The sequence below is a fragment of the Pseudomonas sp. TH37 genome (genome assembly GCF_016650735.1).
GTDB lineage: Bacteria > Pseudomonadota > Gammaproteobacteria > Pseudomonadales > Pseudomonadaceae > Aquipseudomonas > Aquipseudomonas farris.
The window spans coordinates 184,045-205,104 of record NZ_JAEKFD010000008.1 but is presented as its reverse complement, the minus strand read 5'-3'; the positions used below and the strand labels follow the sequence as shown (position 1 = coordinate 205,104).

The 21,060-nt window shown below is 58.9% G+C and carries 16 protein-coding genes and 1 pseudogene; 4 read left to right on the top strand and 13 right to left on the bottom strand.

Annotated features, from left to right (window positions below):
* Nucleotides 1-191 precede the first annotated feature (191 nt).
* On the bottom strand, nucleotides 192-2,450 hold the full coding sequence (locus tag JFU11_RS20585; RefSeq protein WP_201061967.1) for a TonB-dependent siderophore receptor: 2,259 nt from the start codon (nucleotides 2,448-2,450) through the stop codon (nucleotides 192-194).
* 206 nt (nucleotides 2,451-2,656) lie between these two features.
* On the opposite strand from JFU11_RS20585, the gene JFU11_RS20580 reads away from it, so the two are divergent.
* Together JFU11_RS20580 and JFU11_RS20575 are read left to right on the top strand one after the other, a co-directional pair.
* Complete coding sequence (locus tag JFU11_RS20580) at nucleotides 2,657-3,337, top strand: Fe2+-dependent dioxygenase (RefSeq protein WP_123721297.1); 681 nt, start codon at nucleotides 2,657-2,659, stop codon at nucleotides 3,335-3,337.
* Between the two features lie 57 nt (nucleotides 3,338-3,394).
* Nucleotides 3,395-4,084: pseudogene (locus JFU11_RS20575) on the top strand (tetratricopeptide repeat protein); the annotation flags it as partial.
* Between the two features lie 277 nt (nucleotides 4,085-4,361).
* Here the strand turns inward: JFU11_RS20575 and JFU11_RS20570 are convergent.
* From JFU11_RS20570 to JFU11_RS20550, 5 genes are all read right to left on the bottom strand, one after another.
* Nucleotides 4,362-5,525, bottom strand: coding sequence for a type III PLP-dependent enzyme (locus JFU11_RS20570; RefSeq protein WP_052965627.1), 1,164 nt, complete (start codon nucleotides 5,523-5,525; stop codon nucleotides 4,362-4,364).
* A gap of 465 nt (nucleotides 5,526-5,990) precedes the next feature.
* Entirely contained in the window at nucleotides 5,991-7,148 is a 1,158-nt protein-coding gene (locus JFU11_RS20565) for an ABC transporter ATP-binding protein (RefSeq protein WP_123721295.1), read from the bottom strand.
* The gene (locus JFU11_RS20560; protein ID WP_007900392.1) at nucleotides 7,145-7,798 is read right to left on the bottom strand and encodes an ABC transporter permease; all 654 of its coding nucleotides are present in this window, start codon (nucleotides 7,796-7,798) and stop codon (nucleotides 7,145-7,147) included. The genes JFU11_RS20565 and JFU11_RS20560 overlap by 4 nt, the downstream gene beginning before the upstream one ends.
* Before the next feature lie 12 nt (nucleotides 7,799-7,810).
* Nucleotides 7,811-8,704 carry a glycine betaine ABC transporter substrate-binding protein gene (locus JFU11_RS20555; RefSeq protein WP_201061963.1) on the bottom strand — a complete coding sequence of 298 codons (894 nt, stop codon included), beginning with the start codon at nucleotides 8,702-8,704 and terminating at the stop codon, nucleotides 7,811-7,813.
* A gap of 20 nt (nucleotides 8,705-8,724) precedes the next feature.
* Nucleotides 8,725-9,441 carry an ABC transporter permease gene (locus tag JFU11_RS20550; protein ID WP_201061961.1) on the bottom strand — a complete coding sequence of 239 codons (717 nt, stop codon included), beginning with the start codon at nucleotides 9,439-9,441 and terminating at the stop codon, nucleotides 8,725-8,727.
* Between the two features lie 486 nt (nucleotides 9,442-9,927).
* On the opposite strand from JFU11_RS20550, the gene JFU11_RS20545 reads away from it, so the two are divergent.
* On the top strand, nucleotides 9,928-11,511 hold the full coding sequence (locus JFU11_RS20545) for a peptide chain release factor 3 (RefSeq protein WP_007942808.1): 1,584 nt from the start codon (nucleotides 9,928-9,930) through the stop codon (nucleotides 11,509-11,511).
* A 248-nt stretch (nucleotides 11,512-11,759) separates the two neighbouring features.
* Entirely contained in the window at nucleotides 11,760-11,972 is a 213-nt protein-coding gene (locus JFU11_RS20540) for a hypothetical protein (RefSeq protein ID WP_123721291.1), read from the top strand.
* 105 nt (nucleotides 11,973-12,077) lie between these two features.
* Here the strand turns inward: JFU11_RS20540 and JFU11_RS20535 are convergent, their stop codons facing one another.
* The 7 genes from JFU11_RS20535 to JFU11_RS20505 form a co-directional block, all read right to left on the bottom strand.
* Nucleotides 12,078-13,058: a peptide ABC transporter ATP-binding protein gene (locus JFU11_RS20535; protein ID WP_123721290.1), complete on the bottom strand. Its 981-nt coding sequence runs from the start codon at nucleotides 13,056-13,058 to the stop codon at nucleotides 12,078-12,080.
* The gene (locus JFU11_RS20530) at nucleotides 13,058-14,026 is read right to left on the bottom strand and encodes an oligopeptide/dipeptide ABC transporter ATP-binding protein (RefSeq protein WP_201061959.1); all 969 of its coding nucleotides are present in this window, start codon (nucleotides 14,024-14,026) and stop codon (nucleotides 13,058-13,060) included. The genes JFU11_RS20535 and JFU11_RS20530 overlap by 1 nt, the downstream gene beginning before the upstream one ends.
* Before the next feature lie 10 nt (nucleotides 14,027-14,036).
* Entirely contained in the window at nucleotides 14,037-14,948 is a 912-nt protein-coding gene (locus JFU11_RS20525) for an ABC transporter permease subunit (protein ID WP_052965615.1), read from the bottom strand.
* A 10-nt stretch (nucleotides 14,949-14,958) separates the two neighbouring features.
* Entirely contained in the window at nucleotides 14,959-15,969 is a 1,011-nt protein-coding gene (locus tag JFU11_RS20520; RefSeq protein ID WP_007900379.1) for an ABC transporter permease subunit, read from the bottom strand.
* Between the two features lie 73 nt (nucleotides 15,970-16,042).
* Nucleotides 16,043-17,638, bottom strand: a complete 1,596-nt coding sequence (locus tag JFU11_RS20515) for an ABC transporter substrate-binding protein (protein WP_123721288.1) — start codon at nucleotides 17,636-17,638, stop codon at nucleotides 16,043-16,045.
* Between the two features lie 75 nt (nucleotides 17,639-17,713).
* Entirely contained in the window at nucleotides 17,714-19,147 is a 1,434-nt protein-coding gene (locus tag JFU11_RS20510) for an OprD family porin (RefSeq protein ID WP_201061958.1), read from the bottom strand.
* Nucleotides 19,148-19,318: 171 nt separating this feature from the next.
* Nucleotides 19,319-20,920 (bottom strand): ABC transporter substrate-binding protein, encoded by a 1,602-nt coding sequence (locus JFU11_RS20505; RefSeq protein ID WP_123721286.1) that lies wholly within the window; start codon nucleotides 20,918-20,920, stop codon nucleotides 19,319-19,321.
* Between the last annotated feature and the right edge of the window lie 140 nt (nucleotides 20,921-21,060).

Genomic DNA, 21,060 nt, shown 5'->3' with positions numbered 1-21,060 from the left:
GATGAACGGGGCTTTTGCCTAATGCCACTCAGTTACGCCGCGGAACCTGTGGGAGCGGGCTTGCCCGCGAAGACGGCGGTACAGTCACCTTTGATGTCGCTCCATACACTGCTTTCGCGGGCAAGCCCGCTCCCACAGGGATTCTCGTTTAACTGACTGGCATTGGGGCTTTGGCCTTCACGCTTCTGTTATCAGAAGTGGAAGTTGGCACTCAGCAGGGCGGTACGGCCCGCCGCCACGTGGGCGTAGTGGTTCTGGAGTATCTGGTCGAAATAACGCTTGTCGGTCAGGTTCTGTACGTTGAGTTGCAGGTCGACGTTCTTGGTCAGGCGGTAGCTGGCCATCGCGTCGTAACGCCAGTAGGACGGGATCTCCACCGAGTTGGCGACGTTGCCGAACTGGGAATCGACGAAGGTCGCACCGGCACCGACGGTCAACTTGTCCGGCACCAGATCGTAGGTCGACCAGAACGTGAAGTTGTTCCGTGGGGTGCTTGGCATGTGGTTGCCTTCATCGGCGGCGAGGGTGGTTTTGACCACTTCGCTGTCCATGTAGGTGTAGCCGCCGAAGACTCTCCAGTTGCGGGTCAGCTTGCCGGCATAGCTCAGTTCCAGGCCATTGACCTGCTGTTCGCCGTCCAGCACTTGAGTGGTGCCGCCGTCTGGATCGTTGATCCGCGCGTTGGTTTTCTCGGTACGGAACAGTGCGGCGGTCAGCGACAGGTCGTCACCGAAGAAGTCCCACTTGGTGCCGATTTCGTAGTTGCGGTTCTTTTCCGGATCCAGACTGCTGTTGTTCGCTGCCAGTTCCAGGCCACCGTTGCCGCTGGTTTCGCCGGCCGGGTTGCTGGAGGTCGAATAGGCCGCGTAGATGCTGCCGTTAGGCAACGGGTTGTAGACCACGCCGATCTGGTAGTTCACCAGGTCACTGGTGTTCGCACGGGAGAAATCGTTCGCTGGCGCTGTGCTGCTGGCGTTGGCGTGGCCGCTGGATTCGACCTGGTAGTTGTCATAACGCAGGCCCAGGTTCAGGGACCATTGCTCGTTGAACTTCAGAGTATCGAACACGTAGGCCGCGGCGGTTTTGGTGTCTGTGTCTGTGAACGCAGTGCTGTCGGTGATCGTGCCGTTCCAGCTATCCCCAGGCGTCGGGTTGTACAGGCTGGTGCAGTCGCCGGAGGTGAACAGGGCGCCGTTGCATCGGGTGCCGCTGGCGGTGGAGGTCAGGGTGTACGGGCGGTTGTGGGTGTCCTGATAGGAAAACTCCAGGCCGGTCACCAGGCTGTGCTCGATGGAGCCAGTGTTGAACTTGGCGCTCAGGTCGGTCTGGTTGATCCAGCCGCTGGACGTCGAGTTACGGCTCTTCGCGCCACGATAAGCACTGCCATTGACCACATTGCCCTTGCTGTCGTCCGGGTTGGTGACGATGTAGTCCAGGGTCGAACGGGACATGCGGAAGCTGTTCGATACGGTCAGGTCTTCATTCAGATCGTGTTCGATCTTGATGGTGCCGCTGTCATTGGTGGTCTGGCGAAAGTCGCGACCGGTGAGGCCGTAGAAGTTGTCGCGGTCAACGTTGGCCGGCTTGTCGACGTTGTACTTGCTGCGATTGGGACTCAAGGTCAACGGGATGCCGTAGTCGGGCATGTCGTCGGTTTCGACGTGGTAGTAGCCGACGGTCAAACGGGTATCGGTGCCCAGGCCGAAGGCGAAGGACGGCGCCACACCCCAGCGACTGACATCCACGGTATCGCGGCCGGCGACGTTGGCTTCGTGCTTCATCAGGTTCAAGCGCAAGGCCGAGGTGTCGGTCATCTGCTGGTTCAGATCAAGGGTGGTGCGCTTGGTCTGGTCCGAGCCCCAAGTGAAGCCGCCGTTGTAGGAATTGCCCAGCTTGGGGGGCTTGCTCACCAGGTTCAGGCTGCCACCGGTGGAACCTGCGCCGGTGAAGGCTGAACCCGGGCCCTTGCTGACTTCGATCGATTCAACGTTGAAGATCTCGCGGCTCTGGGATGCAGGGTCGCGCATGCCGTCGACGAACGTGTCGCTTTCGGCGTTGAAGCCGCGAATGATCGGACGATCGCCGGCCGGGTTACCGCCCTCGCCGGCACCGAAGGTGATGCCTGGAGTAGTGCGCAGGGCGTCGACCAGGCTGGTGGCGCCGGTGTCGCGAATCACTTGTTGAGGGATCACGGTGACGCTTTTCGGCGTCTCGCGCAGTGGCGCGGTGTACTTCTTGGAGGCCGAAGTATCGGTCTTGTAGGAGGTGTCATCCTGCTCGCCCACAACGCTGGTCGCGTCCAGGGAAATCGCATTGTCAGGTGCTTTTTCGTCAGTCTTTTCGGCCGCGAAAACCATGTGGCCCGCAGAGCCGGCAGTGATCGCCACGCCAATTGCAGACGCGAGCAAACGCGGTGAATTGACCGTTAATTGTAGTTGTTGGCGTGACATGTGAATTCCCCTCCCCAAGGATTTGAGGCCGCGGAATATAGGGTAAACACGTATCTGTATCAATTGCGAAACGTTACTATTCGCGACAAATTTACATTCTTTACAATTTACCTTTACGGTTTTTGCCGTTTCATTCGTCACACGGGTTTTACATAGGCAATAAGAATCAATACCATTGGCGCTCCTTTGCCTTCAGGTGTCTTTCCATGTTGCTGCACATTCCCGGCGTGTTCGCGAAAGAAGAAGTGCAGCGCATTCGCGAGGCTCTGACGCAGGCGGATTGGGCCGATGGCAAAATCACCGCCGGTTACCAGTCGGCCAAGGCCAAGCACAATTTGCAACTGCCGGAAGGGCATCCGTTGGCCAAGGAAATAGGTGCGGCGATGCTCGAGCGGCTGTGGAAAAATCCGCAGTTCATGTCGGCGGCATTACCGCACAAGGTCTTCCCTCCGTTACTGAACTGTTACACGGCCGGTGGCAGTTTCGACTTCCACATCGACAACGCCGTGCGCCAGCCCAAGGGCAGCATCGAGCGAGTGCGCACCGACCTGTCGGCGACGCTGTTCTTCAGTGAACCGGAGGACTACGACGGCGGAGAACTGGAAATCCAGGACACCTTCGGTACCCAGCGCGTGAAATTGCCCGCTGGTGACATGGTCCTGTATCCCGGGACCAGCCTGCACAAGGTCAACGCCGTCACTCGCGGCACCCGTTACGCCTCGTTTTTCTGGACGCAAAGCCTGGTGCGTGAAGACAGCCAGCGCGCCTTGCTGTTCGAGATGGACGGGGCGATTCAACAGTTGACCCAGGACATGCCCGACCATCCTTCATTGATCCGCCTGACCGGCACCTACCACAACCTGTTGCGTCGCTGGGTCGAGGTGTAAGTGACGGACTTTCGGTTGCACCGCGAGGAAATCCTCGACGGCGACCGCCTCAAGTCGATGCTCGAAGAAAGCCCGGCGCGCGCGGCTCAGGCGATCCTGATCGCCGTCCGTGAAGGCGTGCTCGATGCTCAGGCGTTGCTCGGGCAGATCCTCCTGGACGGGCGAGGGATTGAGCAGGATCAGCCGCTAGCCGTGCGCTGGTTCGATATCGCCGCCCAGGGCGGACATTCGATGGCGCGCAATATGCTCGGTCGTTGTCATGAACATGGCTGGGGTTGCACCGCCGATGCTTCGATAGCCGCGGGGCATTATCGTGTTGCCGCTGAAGCCGGACTGGATTGGGCGATGTACAACTACGCCAATCTGCTGGCTACTGGTCGTGGGGTGATCGAGGATCAGGTGCAAGCGCTGAGTCTGTATCGGCGGGCAGCTGAATTGGGCCACGCGAAGTCGATGAACCTGCTGGGGCGTTATCTGGAAGAAGGCCGGGTTTGTCCGGCAGATCCGCTAGCTGCCCGTGACTGGTATCGACGCTCGGCGGTCGGCGGGGATTTTCGTGGGCAGTTCAGTTATGCAGCGGTGTTGGCGGATGAAGGCAAGATCGACGAGGCGCTGTGTTGGCTGCACAAGGCACTGGACGGCGGGAATCTGAATTTTTTGCGGGTGGCGAGCAAGGCGCTGGTGAGCGCAACCGATCTGCGAATTCGCGCCTTGGCGATTGAGTACCGTCAAAAGACAATGCAACTGGGCGCAGAGCAATGTCGACTTACTCATGAGGCTTTGGCGGACGTTGATGCTGGAAGGGTGTTTGACCATGGAATTGTTCAGGCGTGGGCAGACAGTTTGAGCACTGATCATCCATTACCGTTGCCCCTCCAATAGAGTTGAATAGGATAAGTCGTCAGTGGCATATGATCGTTCCAATGCAGAGCGTGGAAACGATCAACTGCTTTTCGCGGTAGAAAGTTCAGACACAAAAAAGCCCATGACACGTCATGGGCTTTTTCATTTCTGCGCGTGGTTTTTACACGTAGAACGACTTCAACGGCGGGAAGCCATTGAACTCAACAGCGCTGTAGCTGGTGGTGTATGCACCGGTCGACAACCAGTACAAACGGTCACCGATCGCCAGGTTCAGCGGCAGGCCGTACTTGTAGTTTTCGTACATGATGTCGGCGCTATCGCAGGTTGGGCCGGCGATAACCACTTCTTCCATCTCGCCTTTCTTCTCGGTCCAGATAGGGAACTTGATGGCTTCGTCCATGGTTTCGATCAGGCCGGAGAACTTGCCCACATCCGTGTACACCCATCGCTCGACGGCGGTACGGGATTTACGCGCCACCAGCACCACTTCACTGACCAGAATGCCGGCGTTGGCGATCAGCGAACGGCCTGGTTCCAGGATGATTTCCGGCAGCTCGTCGCCGAAGTCTTCCTTGAGGAAGCGGATGATTTCTTCGGCGTAGGTTTCCAGGCTGTTGGTGCGGGTGATGTAGTTGGCCGGGAAGCCGCCGCCCATGTTGATCAGCTTCAGGTGAATGCCGTCTTCTTCTTTCAGGCGTTCGAAGATCACTTTGACCTTGGCGATCGCTGCGTCCCAGACGCTGATGTCACGCTGCTGCGAACCAACGTGGAACGAGATGCCGTAAGGCACCAGGCCCAGGTCGCGAGCGAGGATCAACAGGTCCATGGCCATGTCGGTCTGGCAGCCGAATTTACGCGACAGTGGCCAGTCGGCGGTGGTCGAGCCTTCAGTCAGGATGCGCACATAGACTTTCGAACCCGGAGCTGCCTTGGCGATGTTGCGCAGGTCGGCTTCGGAGTCGGTGGCATACAGACGCACGCCCTTCTCGTAGAAGTAGCGAATGTCCTTGGATTTCTTGATGGTGTTGCCGTAGCTGATGCGATCCGGGCCGACGCCCTGGTTCATCACTTTGTCGAGCTCGTAGATCGAGGCGATGTCGAAGTTCGAGCCTTTCTCTTTGAGCAGGTCGATGATTTCAACGGCCGGGTTGGCCTTGACTGCGTAGTAGACCTTGGCGAATTCGAAACCGGCGCGCAGGTCGTCGTAGGCCTGGCTGATCATCGCGGTGTCGATCACCACGAACGGGGTTTCTTGTTTGTCGGCGAAAGCCTTCATTTTCTGGAAGGTATCGCGCGCGAAATAGTCTTCGACGTTGATCGACATGCTGGGAACTCCTACTGGCAAACTGAAATTATCAATGGGTGCAAATGAACGCCCTCCGTATCCCCACTTTGGTTCGCCTACTTCCCAAGGCATGTCGCCGAAAGCAAAAAGGCCACGGGAGATGGGTCTACCCTTGGCCTTGCTGTCTCGTCGTCAGTACTTGAGCCGGATGGATCGTTTCCAGCATGGACGTTCGGCGCGAACTTTAGGGCGTGAGGAGCTCGAGATCAACAAAAAATGTCGCGTTTTTGCACGCTTCCGTCGTGCGGTCCCGGACAGCTACTGATGTAACCGACCTGCATGACAGTGTGATGTTCCCTGTGGAGGGATATTTGAGGGGATTCAGCAGGTATTTTTGGTGCCCCCAATCGCGGGCAAGCCCGCTCCCACAGTGATTTCTGGCGTACACAAGTCTCGTGTACGCCAAGAACCCTGTGGGAGCGGGCTTGCCCGCGATGGCGTCAGTCAGGCCAACGCAGTCTCGGCCGGCGAAACAATACTGGTCTTGCCCCCACGAGACTTACCGGAGCTCAAGTACTCGGCAATCGATTCCTGAGTCACCTCACCCAGGAACACCCGCTCCGCATCCATCACCGGCAGCCACGAGCGGTTGAACTCGTACATGCGCGACAGCAGGATGCGCAAATGCTCGTCGTACACCGCAGTGGCGTTGAACTCGCGCAGGTATTGCGCGCAGGTGCCGGTCTGGCGGTGCAGGTCGCGACGGCGCACGTAGCCCAAGGCCTTGTTCTCGGCGCAGGTAACCACCACGTAGCGACGGTCCAGTTCGTCCATCAATTCCAGCGCTTCGGCCACCGGAGTTCCCGGGCTCACCGAGGGTGCGTTGTCCGCCGCGTCTTCGGCTTTCACCAGCAACAGGCGCTTGAGGGTGCTGTCCTGGCCGACGAAGTTGCTGACAAAGTCATCCGCCGGATGCGCGAGAAGCGTGTCCGGATGATCGATCTGCAGCAGTTTGCCCGCGCGGAAAATCGCGATCTTGTCGCCAAGCTTGATCGCTTCGTCGATGTCGTGGCTGACCATGATCACGGTCTTGTTCAGCGCCCGTTGCATCTCGAAGAACTCGTTCTGAATCATCTCGCGGTTGATCGGATCGACCGCGCCGAACGGTTCATCCATCAACAACAGCGGCGCATCCGCCGCCAGCGCGCGAATCACGCCGATCCGCTGCTGCTGGCCACCGGACAACTCACGCGGATAGCGAGTCAGATACTGTTTGGGTTCGAGCTTGATCATGCTCATCAACTCGCGGGCGCGGTCGTGACATTTCTGTTTGTCCCAGCCGAGCAGGCGCGGAACGATGGTGATGTTCTCTTCGATGGTCATGTTCGGGAACAGACCGATCTGCTGGATCACATAACCGATGTTGCGACGCAGGGTCACGGCGTCGAGGTCAGTGGTGTCTTCGCCGTTGATCAGGATCTTGCCCGAGGTTGGCTTGATCAGGCGGTTGATCATCTTCAGCGTGGTGCTTTTGCCGCAACCCGATGGCCCGAGGAACACACAGATCTCGCCTTCATTGACGGTCAGGCTTACCGAGTCCACGGCTTTCACATCTTTGCCGTTGCTTTGGAAGGTCTTGCTGAGGTTTTGAAGTTCGATCATTTCAGGAGTCCTTTTGGAGTCAGCGTGCGTTGCAGCCATTGCAGAAGCAGGTCGGCGAAGATGGCCAGGAGACTGACCAGCACGGCGCCGACGATCAGCATCGACATGTCGCTGCGGCTGATGGAAGCGAGAATGAGTACACCGAGGCCACCGGCGCCGATGGTCGCGGCGATGGTCATCACACCGATGTTCATCACCACGGCGGTGCGGACACCGGCGAGGATCACCGGCACGGCAATTGGCAGTTCGACCATGCGCAGGCGCTGGCCGAAGGTCATGCCGATGCCACGCGCTGCTTCGCGAATGCCCGGTTCGACGCCGGTCAGTGCCAAATAGGTGTTACGCATGATCGGCAGCAACGAGTACAGAAACACTGCGGTGATCGCCGGCATCGGGCCGAGGCCTTGGCCGAATTTCGAGTAGAACGGCAGCAGCAGGCCGAACAGCGCAATCGATGGCACGGTCAGCAACACCGTAGCGCTGGCTTGTAACGGGCCGGCCAGTGTCGGGAAGCGGGTCATCAGGATGCCCAGCGGCACGCCGACCAGAATCGCCAGGGTCACGGCGATGCCGACCAGGGTGATGTGCTGCCAGGTCAGGTGCAAAACCTGCGGCCAATCGAGATGGGAAAAGGCGTTGAGAAATTCCATGTCTTTTCCTCCTTAGTGCAATGGATGTTGGCGCAGGAAATCGGCGGCAACGGATGAAGGGCTTTCATGATCGACATCGACCCGCGCATTCAGCTGGCGCATGGTGGCGTCGTCGAACAGCTGGGCCAGTGGCTTGAGCTCTTCGGCGAGTTTCGGGTGGGCGTCGAGGTAAACCTGACGCACCACCGGCGCGGCGGTGTAGTCCGGGAAGTAATGCTTGTCGTCTTCCAGCAACTTGAGCTTGAAGGCGTTCAAGCGACCGTCGGTGGTGTAGACCAGACCGGCGAACACCTGGCCATTGCGCAGGGCGGTGTAGACCAGGCCGGCATCCATCTGGCGGATGTTGTTGCGGGTCAGGTTCATGCCGTAGAGATCCACCATGCCATCGAGACCGTCGGAACGGTTGGCAAACTCGGTGTCCAGGGCGACGAGGTGATTGGTCTTCGCCTCAGCCTGTAACACCGTGTTCAGCTCGCTCATGGTGTTGATCTGTGGGTAAGCCTTCGCGGTGTTTTCCGGCAGGGCTAGGGCGTAGGTGTTGCTGAACTTCGACGGGGTGAGCCAGACCAGGCCTTTTTTCGCGTCGAGTTCTTTCACTCGGGCGTAGGACTGAGCGCTATCGAGCTTGTCGGTGACGTGGTTGTAAGCCACCAGCGACACGCCGGTGTATTCCCACATCAAATCCAGCTGGCCACTTTCGTGGGCGCTGCGGGCCAGGTTGCTGCCCAGACCGCCGGTCACCTGGGTGTCGTAACCCTTGGTTCGCAGGTACTGGGAAGTGATTTCTGCCAGCAGGGTTTGTTCGGTGAACACCCGGGCGCCAATGCGAATCACGGGTTTTTCAGCGGCTTGGGCAAATCCTGCGAACAGCAGGACGCAGCCTAGTATTAAGCTTACTTTTTTCATGTTGATTCCTTTGCCGAGGCTTAAGACGGGCGCAAGCCGCGTTCGAGCCAGAGGCGGCTGGCGAGTGTCACCAGTCCGTCGAGCAGCAAGGCCAGCAGGGCGGTACACGCCGCTCCGAGCAGCAGTTGCGGCTGATTGTTCAGGGCGATGCCGGGGAAAATCAGGCTGCCCAGACTGTTGGCGCCGATCAGGAACGCCAGCGGTGCGGTACCGACGTTGATCGCCAGCGCCACGCGCACGCCGCCAATGATGATCGGTACGGCGTTCGGCAGTTCGACCCGCCATAGCACCTGAGTCGGTGTCATGCCGATGCCGACGGCCGCTTCCTTGAGTGAACCCTGAACGTTTTTCAGACCTTCATAGGTGTTGCGCACAATCGGCAACAGTGAGGCGAGGAACAAAGCGAAAATCGCAGGACCGCTGCCAATGCCGAGGATACCCAGGGCGATGGCCAGTACGGCAAGAGGCGGCACGGTGTTGCCGATGTTGAAGATCTGCATGAAGCGTTCGGCGCGTCCAACCATGGTCGGGCGGCTGAGGAAGATGCCGGTGGGTATGCCCACTACAAGGGCGGCCAGCATGGAAACGAGGACGAGAATCAGATGAGCTTGCAGGTAAAACAACAAATCGTCGCGGTACTGTTCGATCGTGTTGATGCCAATCCAGTGGACCAGCAGGGCCAGAAGGGCGACGACAACCGCACCTCCTATCAGCCCTTTGCCATAGCGAATAGCCACAGGCGGACTCCTTTTTTCAGTCGGCGGACGCAGTCCCGTGTTACGTGGCCGGGGTGGTCAGTTCTGTTTGCCCAACTTCGGCACCAGAAGCTCATATCCTGCGTTGCTGTTCCTCGCCATAGCGAGCTATGACTCGTCACAGCGCCTGGGCTATGAACTTCTGGCATCCGAATTTGAGCAACAGAACTGACCACCCCGGCCACCAGCCATTCCTGGCTGCCGGGAAATAAACGTTCGCGAGAAGCAGCTCTTCATGCTCGTGAAACCGCATGAAATCGAGCCATAAGCGCAGCCTCGTCAGGCTAACTTGCTGATTTTTCAACCCTGACGAATAGCCGTAACAGGGGAGTGGACGCCTCCACGCTCTGAAAGGTTCCCATCTGAAGCAGCATTTGGCCACCCCTAATGTGCTCAACGGTTCGGTTCTTCGATGAAGTTGGGCTATAATCGCGGCCCTTTTTTGAATCACCTGCCAGGCGATTTCCCATGACCAAACAGGCCGCCGAAGTCGCGAAACGCCGCACTTTCGCCATTATTTCCCACCCCGATGCCGGTAAAACCACCATCACCGAGAAGCTCTTGCTGATGGGCAAGGCGATTGCGATTGCGGGCACGGTGAAATCTCGAAAATCCGACCGCCATGCCACCTCCGACTGGATGGAAATGGAAAAACAACGAGGTATTTCCATTACCACGTCGGTCATGCAGTTCCCGTATCGCGATCACATGATCAACCTGCTCGACACCCCGGGCCACGAAGACTTCTCCGAAGATACCTACCGCACTCTGACGGCAGTGGACTCGGCATTGATGGTCCTCGACGGCGGTAAGGGTGTAGAGCCACGGACCATCGCGTTGATGGATGTTTGCCGTCTGCGTGACACGCCGATCGTCAGCTTCATCAACAAACTCGATCGTGACATTCGCGACCCGATTGAACTGCTCGACGAAATCGAAGCGGTCCTGAAGATCAAGGCTGCGCCGATCACCTGGCCGATCGGTTGCTACCGCGATTTCAAGGGTGTTTATCACCTCGCCGACGACTACATCATTGTCTACACCGCCGGTCACGGCCACGAGCGCACCGACGTGAAAATCATCGAGAAGCTCGACTCCGATGAAGCCCGCGCGCACTTGGGCGACGAGTACGATCGCTTCGTTGATCAGCTGGAACTGGTGCAGGGCGCCTGCCACGAATTCAATCAACAGGAATTCCTCGACGGCCAACTGACTCCGGTGTTCTTCGGTACCGCACTGGGCAACTTCGGTGTCGATCACGTGCTCGATGCCGTGGTCAACTGGGCGCCGAAACCGCTGGCCCGTGTCGCCAACGAACGCACCGTGGAACCGGTTGAAGAGAAATTCGCCGGCTTCGTGTTCAAGATCCAGGCGAACATGGACCCGAAACACCGCGACCGCATCGCCTTCATGCGTATCTGCTCCGGCAAGTACGAAAAAGGCATGAAAATGCGCCACGTGCGCACCGGCAAAGACGTGCGGATCGGCGATGCGCTGACGTTCTTCTCTTCCGAGCGTGAGCAACTGGAAGAAGCGTTTGCCGGCGACATTATCGGCCTGCACAACCACGGCACCATCCAGATCGGCGACACCTTCACCGAAGGCGAAGTCCTGGGCTTCACCGGCATCCCGCACTTCGCCCCGGAACTGTTCCGTCGCGTGCGTCTGCGTGATCCGCTGAAATCCAAGCAACTGCGTCAGGGCCTGCAGCAACTGGCCGAAGAAGGCGCCACTCAGGTGTTCTTCCCCGAGCGCAGCAACGACATCATCCTTGGCGCCGTCGGTGTGCTGCAGTTCGATGTGGTCGCCAGCCGTTTGAAAGAGGAATACAAGGTCGAGTGCTCTTACGAGCCGATCACTGTTTATTCCGCGCGCTGGATTGATTGCGACGATAAGAAGAAGCTCGAGGAATTCCGGGTCAAGGCCGTGGAAAACCTTGCGGTCGATGGCGGTGGTCATCTGACCTACCTGGCTCCGACGCGGGTCAACCTGGCGCTGATGGAAGAGCGCTGGCCGGATGTGAAATTCCGTGCGACGCGTGAGCATCATTAAGCGCTGAGCCGTAACACCCAAAGCCCCGATGCGTAAGCCTCGGGGCTTTTTTGTGCCGCCTCGCTCTCACAGGGGGCATCATTGTTAGTGGGTTTGGATATAAGGCTTATTCGAAACCAATCTCTTTGCCAATGGCATTTTCTGCTACCCGGTAGCGTCCTGTCTGGAGAACCCGGTCAATCGGAACTAAATTTCACTCAGTACCTTTCAGGCATCCATGCGTCACCCAAGAAAGGATGGAATCGGCAATGAGTATTTTTCAACGCATTGTGTTGTTGCTTAAGGTTTTGGTGATGCTGTCCCTCGGCACGTCGGCGGTGGCGTGGGCAGAATGTGAGGACCATGAAAAACAGGCCTTGAACGGGCAAGGCGTGCACAGCGAGCAGATGATCGCTGCGACCGAATCAGACGATGACGACCCAGACGCCGATGAGGAGGATGAGGAAGACAAGCAAACGTAAATGACGGACCAAAGAAAACCCCTCCTGCCGGACTGATGCGCAGTCTGGCGGAAGGGGTCTGGTCAACTCAGAAAAAGCGCGCCCCGAAAGCCAAGGCGCGTTTTTTTATGCCGCGCCGTCGAGGAATTGCTCGGCGTAGTGACAAGCCACCTGGCGGGTGTCGAGCAGGCGCAAGGCCGGCTCTTCGACGCTGCAGCGCTCGGTCGCGTACGGGCAGCGCTTGTGGAAGGCGCAGCCGGACGGCGGGTTCAGCGGGTTCGGCAGTTCGCCGACGATCTTGATTTTCGGCTTGTCCGGATCCGGGTGGATGGTCGGAGTGGCCGACAACAGCGCCTGGGTGTACGGGTGCAGAGGACGGGTGTAGATGTCCTCTTTCGGGCCCATTTCCACCGGGCGACCGAGGTACATCACCATCACGTGATCGGCGACGTGACGCACCACGGCCAGATTGTGGGAGATGAACACGTAGGCGGTGTTGAACTCTTGCTGCAAATCCATGAACAGGTTGAGCACCTGCGCCTGGATCGATACGTCCAGCGCGGAAGTCGGTTCGTCCGCCACCAGCACTTTCGGTTGCAGCATCATCGCGCGGGCCAGGGCAATTCGCTGGCGCTGACCGCCGGAGAACATGTGCGGATAGCGCTGATAGTGCTCAGGCCGCAAGCCCACCTGTTTCATCATCGCCTGGACTTTCTCGCGACGTTCCGAGGCGCTCAGGTTGGTGTTGATCAACAGCGGCTCGGCGAGTTGGTCACCTACTTTCTGCCGTGGGTTCAACGACGCGTACGGGCTCTGGAACACCATCTGCACGTCTTTGCGCAGCTGCTTGCGCTGAGCCTTGTCGGCGCCGGAGACTTCCTGCCCGGCGATTTTCAAGGAACCGGAGGACGGTTCTTCGATCAGCGTCAGGGCACGGGCCAGGGTGGATTTGCCGCAACCCGATTCGCCCACAACGGCGAGGGTTTTGCCGGCTTCCAGTTCGAACGACACACCGTTGAGGGCGCGCACGGTCGCATGACCCTTGAACAAGCCACGGGACACTTCGTAGTGACGGGTCAGGTCGCGGGCGGTAAGTACGACGGCCATTACGCCACCTCCTGATTCAACGGGTAGAAGCAGCGGGCGAGGCTGTTGCTTTTCTGGTCAAGGGCCGGACGCTGGGTGCGGCAGTTGTCCTGCACGTAGGGGCAGCGCGGCGACAACAGGCAGCCTTGCGGGCGGTCGTAACGACCGGGAACGATGCCCGGCAGTGTCGACAGGCGCGCGGCACCCAGGCTGTGTTCCGGAATGGCCTTGAGCAGCGCTTCGCTGTAGGGGTGCGCCGGAATATCGAACAGTTGTGGCACCTGACCGACTTCAACCGCTTGGCCGGCATACATCACGCACACGCGCTGGGCGGTTTCGGCCACGACCGCGAGGTCGTGGGTGATCAGCACCAGGCCCATGTCCTGCTCTTTTTGCAGGGCCAGCAGCAGGTCCATGATTTGCGCCTGAATCGTTACGTCCAGCGCGGTGGTCGGTTCGTCGGCGATCAGCAGTTTCGGTTCGCCGGCAATCGCCATGGCGATTGCAACACGCTGGCTCATGCCGCCGGAAAGTTGATGCGGATAGGCGTCCATACGGCTGGCGGCGCCCGGGATTTCCACTTTTTCCAGCAGTTCGATGGCCCGCTTACGGGCGTCCTTTCTGGACATTTTCAGGTGCAGACGCAGCACTTCTTCAATCTGGAAACCGACGGTGTAGCTCGGGTTCAGCGCGGTCATCGGGTCCTGAAACACCATGGCCAAGTCTTTGCCGACGATTTGCCGACGCTGACGATTGCTGAGCTTGAGCATGTTCTTGCCGTCGAAATTCAGAGCGTCGGCAGTGACGATCCCCGGATGCTCGATCAGGCCCATCAGCGCCATCATGGTCACGGACTTGCCGGAACCCGATTCGCCAACGATGGCCAGCACTTCGCCCTTGTCCACGGTAATGTCGAGACCGTCGACCACCGGAACGGCGTTGGCGTCGCCGAAGCGAACGTTGAGATTCTTGATTTCTAACAGTGACATTTGAATCTCCTCAGGCGGCGTTCTTGAGTTTCGGGTCCAGCGCATCGCGCAGGCCGTCGCCCATCAAGTTGATTGCCAGCACGCTGAGCAAAATGGTCAAACCAGGCAAGCTCACCACCCACCAGGCACGTTCGATATAGTCGCGGGCCGAAGCCAGCATGGTGCCCCATTCTGGCGTTGGCGGTTGTACGCCAAGGCCGAGGAAGCCCAGTGCCGCGGCATCGAGAATCGCCGAGGAGAAACTCAGGGTGGCCTGAACGATCAGCGGCGCCATGCAGTTGGGCAGCACGGTGACGAACATCAGGCGTGGCAGACCGGCACCGGCCAGGCGCGCGGCGGTCACGTAGTCGCGGTTCAATTCGCCCATCACCGCGGCGCGGGTCAGACGAACATAGGACGGCAACGAAACCACGGCGATGGCAATAATGGTGTTGATCAGGCCAGGGCCGAGGATGGCGACAATCGCCACTGCCAGCAGCAGGGACGGCAGGGCCAGCATGATGTCCATCAGACGCATGATGGTCGGGCCGAGCACGCGCGGAAAGAACCCGGCGAACAGACCCAAAAGGATGCCCGGAATCAGCGACATCACCACCGACGACAAGCCGATCAGCAGGGACAGGCGCGAACCGTTGATCAGCCGCGACAGCAGGTCGCGACCCAGTTCATCGGTGCCGAGCAGGAACTGGATTTGCCCGCCTTCCAGCCAGGACGGCGGGGTCAGCAGGAAGTCACGGTATTGCTCGCTCGGGTTATGCGGCGCAACCCACGGCGCGAAGATCGCGCAGAAGATCACCAGCAGCATGAACATCAGGCCGGCGACGGCGCCTTTGTTCCTGGAGAACGCGTGCCAGAATTCTTTATACGGGGACGGATACAGCAGGCTTTGATCGACTGCTACCGGTGTAGTGAGAGTGGTCATGGTCTTGATCTCAGCGCTGATGACGGATGCGTGGGTTGGCAAAGCCGTAGAGGATGTCCACCACGAAGTTGACCAGAATCACCAGGCAGGCGATTAACAGGATGCCGTTCTGCACCACGGGATAATCCCGTGCGCCAATGGCTTCGATCAGCCATTTGCCGATGCCGGGCCAGGAGAAAATGGTTTCGGTCAGGACCGCACCGGCCAGCAACGTACCGACTTGCAGGCCGACCACGGTCAGTACCGGAATCAGTGCGTTACGCAGGCCGTGAACGAACACCACGCGCGATGGCGACAGGCCTTTGGCGCGGGCGGTACGGATGTAGTCTTCACGCAGCACTTCGAGCATCGACGATCGGGTCATCCGCGCGATCACCGCCAGCGGGATGGTACCGAGTACGATGGCCGGCAGGATCAGGTGATGCAGGGCATCGAAGAACGCCCCGACGTCATCGGCCAGCAGCGTATCGATCAGCATGAAACCGGTGCGCGGCTCGATGTCGTAGAGCAGGTCGATCCGTCCGGATACCGGCGTCCAGCCCAGGCTCACCGAGAAGAACATGATCAGGATCAGGCCCCACCAGAAGATCGGCATCGAGTATCCCGCCAGGGAGATGCCCATCACCCCATGGTCGAACAGGGATCCTCGCTTGAGTGCCGCGATCACCCCGGCCAGAAGGCCCAGGATGCCGGCGAACAACAGGGCGGCCATGGACAGTTCCAGGGTCGCGGGGAATAGAGAGCTGAACTCGGTCCAGACGCTTTCACGGGTACGCAGGGATTCGCCGAGATCGCCGTGGGCCAACTTGCCGATGTAATCCAGGTATTGGGCATACAGGGGTTTGTTCAGACCTAGGCGTTCCATTGCCTGAGCATGCATTTCGGGGTCGACTCTGCGTTCGCCCATCATTACTTCCACGGGGTCGCCTGGAATCATGCGAATCAACGCGAAAGTCAGCAAGGTGATGCCGAAGAACGTGGGGATCAGTAACCCCAATCGGCGGGCAATAAAACTAAACATCTTGTGTGGTACCTCATCAGCCGGTTAGGCGTGCCCGGCAGCGCTGGGGTCAGCGATGCCGGGCGTTTCTTATCTACTTCACCTGGGTGGTGGCGAAGTTATTAGTGGTGAGGGGGCTAATTTGATAGCCCTCTACGTTGGTGCGCATTGCGGTGAACATGCGGGTGTGCGCCATGCTGATCCACGGCTGGTCCTGATTGAAAACGGCCTGGGCCTGTTCGTAGAGCGCCGTGCGTTCGTCCGGGTTAACTTTAGCCCGGGCTTCGTCGATCAACGTCTGGAACTTTTCATTGCACCAACGAGCGTAGTTTTCGCCGTTCTTGGCCGCTTCGCAACTGAGCATAGGCGTCAGGAAATTATCCGGATCGCCGTTATCGCCAGCCCAACCGGCGGACACCATGTCGTGCTCGCCGTTTTTCGCGCGCTTGAGCATTTCGCCCCATTCCATGACACGAATATCGACCTTGATCCCGACCTTGGCCAGGTCGGCCTGCATCATCTGCGCGCCGAGCATCGGGTTCGGGTTGGTCGGGCCGCCGCCGTTACGGGTGAACAGGGTAAACGTGGTGCCTTCCGGTACGCCGGCTTCCTTGAGCAGGGCGCGAGCCTTGTCCAGATCACGCGGCGGGTTGGTCAGTTTGTGGTTGTAGCCCAGCAGGGTGTCCGGGTACGGGTTGACCGCCACGGTCGCATTGCCTTTACCGAACAGCGCGTTGACGTACGCAGCCTTGTCAAAGGCGATGTCGATGGCTTTACGCACGCGCACGTCGCTCATGTACTTGTGCGAGGTGTTCATCGCGATGTACGAAACGGTCATCGCATTGAGCTCATCAACCTTCAGGTTGGTGTCTTTCTTGATGCTCGGGATGTCATCCGGTTTCGGATACAGCGCGATCTGGCACTCGTTGGCCTTGAGCTTTTGCAGGCGCACGTTGTTGTCGGTGGCAATTGCCAGAATCAGCGAATCAGCCGGTGGTTTGCCGCGGAAGTAGTCCGGGTTGGCCTTGAAGCGGACTTGAGCGTCCTTGGCGTAGCGCTGGAAGACGAACGGGCCGGTGCCGATTGGCTTGTTGTTCAGGTCGCCGGCCTTGTTGGCCTTGAGCAACTGATCGGCGTACTCGGCGGAGTAGATCGAGGAGAAGGCCATGGCGATGTCGGCCAGGAACGGCGCTTCACGGCGGGTCAGGGTGAATTTGACCGTGTTGTCGTCGACTTTCTCGACGCTTTTGAGCAGTTCTTTGAAGCCCATGCTTTCAAAGTACGGGAAGCCCACGCTCGACAGTTTGTGCCATGGGTGTTTCGGGTCCAGTTGACGCTGGAAGCTCCAGACCACGTCGTCGGCGTTCATGTCGCGGGTCGGCTTGAAGTAATCGGTGGTGTGAAACTTGACGCCTTTGCGCAGATGGAACGTGTAGGTCAGACCGTCGTCGCTGATGTCCCACGACTCGGCCAGTGCCGGGATCACTTCAGTGGTGCCGGGCTTGAAGTCCGCCAGACGATTGAAGATGGTTTCGGCCACCGCATCGGCTGTGACTGCAGTCGTGTACTGGACCATATCGAAGCCTTCCGGACTGGCTTCGGTACAGACCACCAAGGGTTTGGCCGAGACGCCGACGGCGACACTCAGCAACGCGGCAGCGATGGCCGCTCGTAGGGGAAGCATTTTCATCTAGAGCCCTCTGCAATCGGTTGAACAGAAAAGCCAGACGGCCGACTCATCATGAGCCAGCCGCAGGCATACGTTTTACAAAATGTTGAACGGGATGGTGGTCACGAGACGGAACTCGTTGATGCTGCCATCCGCCTGGTTTTCGCTGGCGCGGTGAGCGGTGTAGGTCGCGCGGATAGCGGTGGCCTTGAGTGGACCGCTCTGCACGGCGTACGAAGCACCGATGCCGTATTCATAGTGGTGTTCGCCATCCTGGCTCTGGATACCGTCGTAACCCTTGTCCGCCACGCCGCCGTTGCCGGTGTAGTGAGTGCCGTCGATGCCCCAGCCGCGAGCCTGGTAGATGTTGAATTTCAGGCCAGGCACGCCGTATTCGGCCATGTTCAGACCGTAGGCAATCTGGAAGGACTTCTCGTTCGGGCCGTTGAAGTCCGACAGCAGGGAGTTGGCCAGGTAGATGCCGTTCGTTTCGTGCAGGTAGTCGAAGTACTCGTTACCGTTCACTTCCTGGTAGGAGAAGGTCAGGCTATGAGCCTGGTGGGTCAGGCCGAACGACAGGGAGTAGGTGTCGTTGTCGATTTTGCCTATGAGGGCTTTACCTTCTTCCTGGGTTTTGTAGTAGTTCAGGCCGGTGGTCAGGCTCAGGACCTGGCTGTCGCCCAGCACATGACTGGCGCCGAAGTAGTACTGGTTCCAGATGTCTTCGGCCTGGGTCGCCCAGAGGCTGGTGGTCAGGCTGGCGAATGGGGTGTAGGTGATACCGCCCGTGTAGACGTGATCGGTTTCAACGATGCCGTTGGCGTATTCGGTACGGAATCTACGCTGGCTTTCTTCGGTACGCGGAGAGTTGCGATCGAAGGTGGCCAGGTCGAAAGCCAGGTTGTTCAGCTCTTCGCTGTGGATGGCCACACCTTGGAAGCTCGAAGGCAGCGCACGGTTACCGATGACATCGACCATCGGGCTGCTGAAGTTCTGGCGGCCAGCGGTCAGGGTGGTGTTGGACACACGGGCCTTGACGTTGGCCAGGCCCAGTTTGCTCCACTGGCCGACGGCGTCGCCACCTTCTTCGGTCAGGGTACGGTTGTTGCCCGCGCCAGGACGGGTACCCGGTGCGCCGCCGTTGTTGGACGCCAGATCCTTGCGATCACGATCCAGAGCGATGGCGTTGTAGGCCGCCACTTCGGTGCTGAAACCTACGGTGCCTTCAGTGAAGCCGGAGTTGTACTTGAGGATGGTGCCCTGAACCCAGTTGATACGACGATCAGTCGGGGTCGATACACCGTCTTTCTTGTAGCTGAACTTGGCGCCACGTTTCAGTTGTTCGTTGGCGTACCAGTTACGCGTGCTGCCGGTGACCGATTGGCCTTCGACAAAGCCGGTTGCTTCGGCTTGAGCGCTTTTGGTGTTGACCGTAACCGGGGTGAAAGCCTGACTCTGGGATTCAGCGTAAGCCGTGGCGGTCACGCTGCTGATGGCCAAGGCCAATAACGCGGTGCTGCTCAGTTTCATGGGTGAAGCTCCTTACTTTCTTTTTTTTAATGCCGGTCTTTTTTGGTGATCCGGCTATTTGGTTTAGAACTCATGCAGGCATCGCAAACGTTTGCTATAGGCCAGATTGGCGAATTACGGCAATACGCTTGCATGAGGGCGGAATCCGCCCCCAGCGTTCTGGCTAATCGGTTATTGGTCGATACTGACGCCCGAGAACACGTTACGACCGAAAGGACTCACCTTGAATCCTTCGACTTTGGCGCTCAACGGCTGGTTAACCGTCGAGTGGGCGACCGGCGTGATCGGCACCTGCTGCTTGAGGTACTGTTGCGCCTGTTTGTAGAGCACGGTGCGCTGGTCACGGTCAGTCACGACCTTGGCCTGCTTGATCAGCTTGTCGTACGCCGGATCACACCACATGGAGTAGTTGTTACCGCCAATGGCATCGCAGCTGTAAAGCGTGCCGAGCCAGTTGTCCGGGTCACCATTGTCACCGGTCCAGCCGATCAGACTGATGTCGTGCTCGCCGTTCTTGGTGCGCTTGATGTACTCGCCCCATTCGTAGCTGACGATCTTGACCTTGAGGCCGATCTTCGCCCAATCCGCCTGGAGCATTTCGGCCATCAGCTTGGCGTTGGGGTTATACGGACGCTGAACCGGCATGGCCCAGAGAGTGATTTCAGTGCCTTCCTTCACGCCGGCAGCCTTGAGTAGTTCCTTGGCTTTTTCCGGGTTGTAGGCGGCGTCTTTAATCGTCTCGTCGTAGGACCATTGGGTCGGTGGCATGGCGTTGACCGCCAGTTGGCCGGCGCCTTGATAGACGGCGTTGAGAATGCCTTGCTTGTTCACCGCCATGTCCAGCGCCTGGCGCACTTCGAGCTGATCGAACGGTTTGTGCCGCACGTTATAGGCGATGTAACCAAGGTTGAAGCCAGGCTTCTCGATCAGTTGCAGTTTCGGATCGTTTTTCAGCGCGGTCACGTCGGCCGGGCGCGGGTGCAGGGTGATCTGGCATTCGTTGGCCTTGAGCTTCTGCACGCGCACCGAGGCGTCGGTGTTGATGGCGAAAATCAGGTTGTCGAGCTTGACCCGGCTCGGGTCCCAGTACTGCTTGTTGCCGCTGTAACGGATGTTGGAATCTTTCTGGTAGCTCTTGAACACGAACGGGCCAGTGCCGATCGGCTTCTGGTTGATGTCGCTCGGCTTGCCGGAGGCCAGCAACTGGTCGGCGTATTCGGCAGAAAGGATCGCGGCGAAACTCATGGCGATGTTCTGGATGAACGCGGCGTCGACGCTGTTGAGCGTCATCACCACGGTCAGCGGCCCGGTCTTCTCGACCTTGGCGATGTTCTTGTTCAGGCTCATCCCGTTGAAATACGGGAACTCGGTTGGATAAGCCTTTCGGAAGGGTTGCTGCGGATCGAGCATGCGATTGAACGTGAACAGCACGTCATCGGCGTTGAAATCGCGGGTCGGTGTGAAGTATTTGGTCGTGTGAAATTTCACCCCTTCGCGCAGGTGAAAGGTGTACTTGAGGCCGTCCTCGGAAATATCCCAGCTCGTTGCCAAGCCCGGTACGACGTTGGTAGCGCCTTTTTCAAACTCTGCCAATCGGTTGTACAGCGGCTCGGCGGCGTCGTTATCGGTCGCCGTGGTGTATTGCGCGGTGTCGAAGCCCGCCGGGCTGCCTTCGGAGCAGAACACCAGGCTGTTATTGGCGGCCTGGCTAATGGAAGTGACGGCCAACAGGCCGGTGCCCAGCAATGCGGATAAAACCAAGGTATGGCGCATGACGCTCCCTCTTTTTAGTGTTGTGCAATGAGCCGTTGTCCCGTCCGGGGACGTGGGGCTTCATTGCTCTCAAACCATTGCATGCAGCAAACCGAGAGCCCACGCATGAACTGGTCAGATCCCGACGGTATGAGCCGTGG

Excerpts from the sequence above, each read along its gene's own strand:
- JFU11_RS20585 (WP_201061967.1), bottom strand. The coding sequence starts at position 2,450 with ATGTCACGCCAACAACTACAATTAACGGTCAATTCACCGCGTTTGCTC.
- JFU11_RS20580 (WP_123721297.1), top strand. The coding sequence starts at position 2,657 with ATGTTGCTGCACATTCCCGGCGTGTTCGCGAAAGAAGAAGTGCAGCGC.
- JFU11_RS20570 (WP_052965627.1), bottom strand. The coding sequence starts at position 5,525 with ATGTCGATCAACGTCGAAGACTATTTCGCGCGCGATACCTTCCAGAAA.
- JFU11_RS20565 (WP_123721295.1), bottom strand. The coding sequence starts at position 7,148 with ATGATCGAACTTCAAAACCTCAGCAAGACCTTCCAAAGCAACGGCAAA.
- JFU11_RS20560 (WP_007900392.1), bottom strand. The coding sequence starts at position 7,798 with ATGGAATTTCTCAACGCCTTTTCCCATCTCGATTGGCCGCAGGTTTTG.
- JFU11_RS20555 (WP_201061963.1), bottom strand. The coding sequence starts at position 8,704 with ATGAAAAAAGTAAGCTTAATACTAGGCTGCGTCCTGCTGTTCGCAGGA.
- JFU11_RS20545 (WP_007942808.1), top strand. The coding sequence starts at position 9,928 with ATGACCAAACAGGCCGCCGAAGTCGCGAAACGCCGCACTTTCGCCATT.
- JFU11_RS20540 (WP_123721291.1), top strand. The coding sequence starts at position 11,760 with ATGAGTATTTTTCAACGCATTGTGTTGTTGCTTAAGGTTTTGGTGATG.
- JFU11_RS20535 (WP_123721290.1), bottom strand. The coding sequence starts at position 13,058 with ATGGCCGTCGTACTTACCGCCCGCGACCTGACCCGTCACTACGAAGTG.
- JFU11_RS20530 (WP_201061959.1), bottom strand. The coding sequence starts at position 14,026 with ATGTCACTGTTAGAAATCAAGAATCTCAACGTTCGCTTCGGCGACGCC.
- JFU11_RS20525 (WP_052965615.1), bottom strand. The coding sequence starts at position 14,948 with ATGACCACTCTCACTACACCGGTAGCAGTCGATCAAAGCCTGCTGTAT.
- JFU11_RS20520 (WP_007900379.1), bottom strand. The coding sequence starts at position 15,969 with ATGTTTAGTTTTATTGCCCGCCGATTGGGGTTACTGATCCCCACGTTC.
- JFU11_RS20515 (WP_123721288.1), bottom strand. The coding sequence starts at position 17,638 with ATGAAAATGCTTCCCCTACGAGCGGCCATCGCTGCCGCGTTGCTGAGT.
- JFU11_RS20510 (WP_201061958.1), bottom strand. The coding sequence starts at position 19,147 with ATGAAACTGAGCAGCACCGCGTTATTGGCCTTGGCCATCAGCAGCGTG.
- JFU11_RS20505 (WP_123721286.1), bottom strand. The coding sequence starts at position 20,920 with ATGCGCCATACCTTGGTTTTATCCGCATTGCTGGGCACCGGCCTGTTG.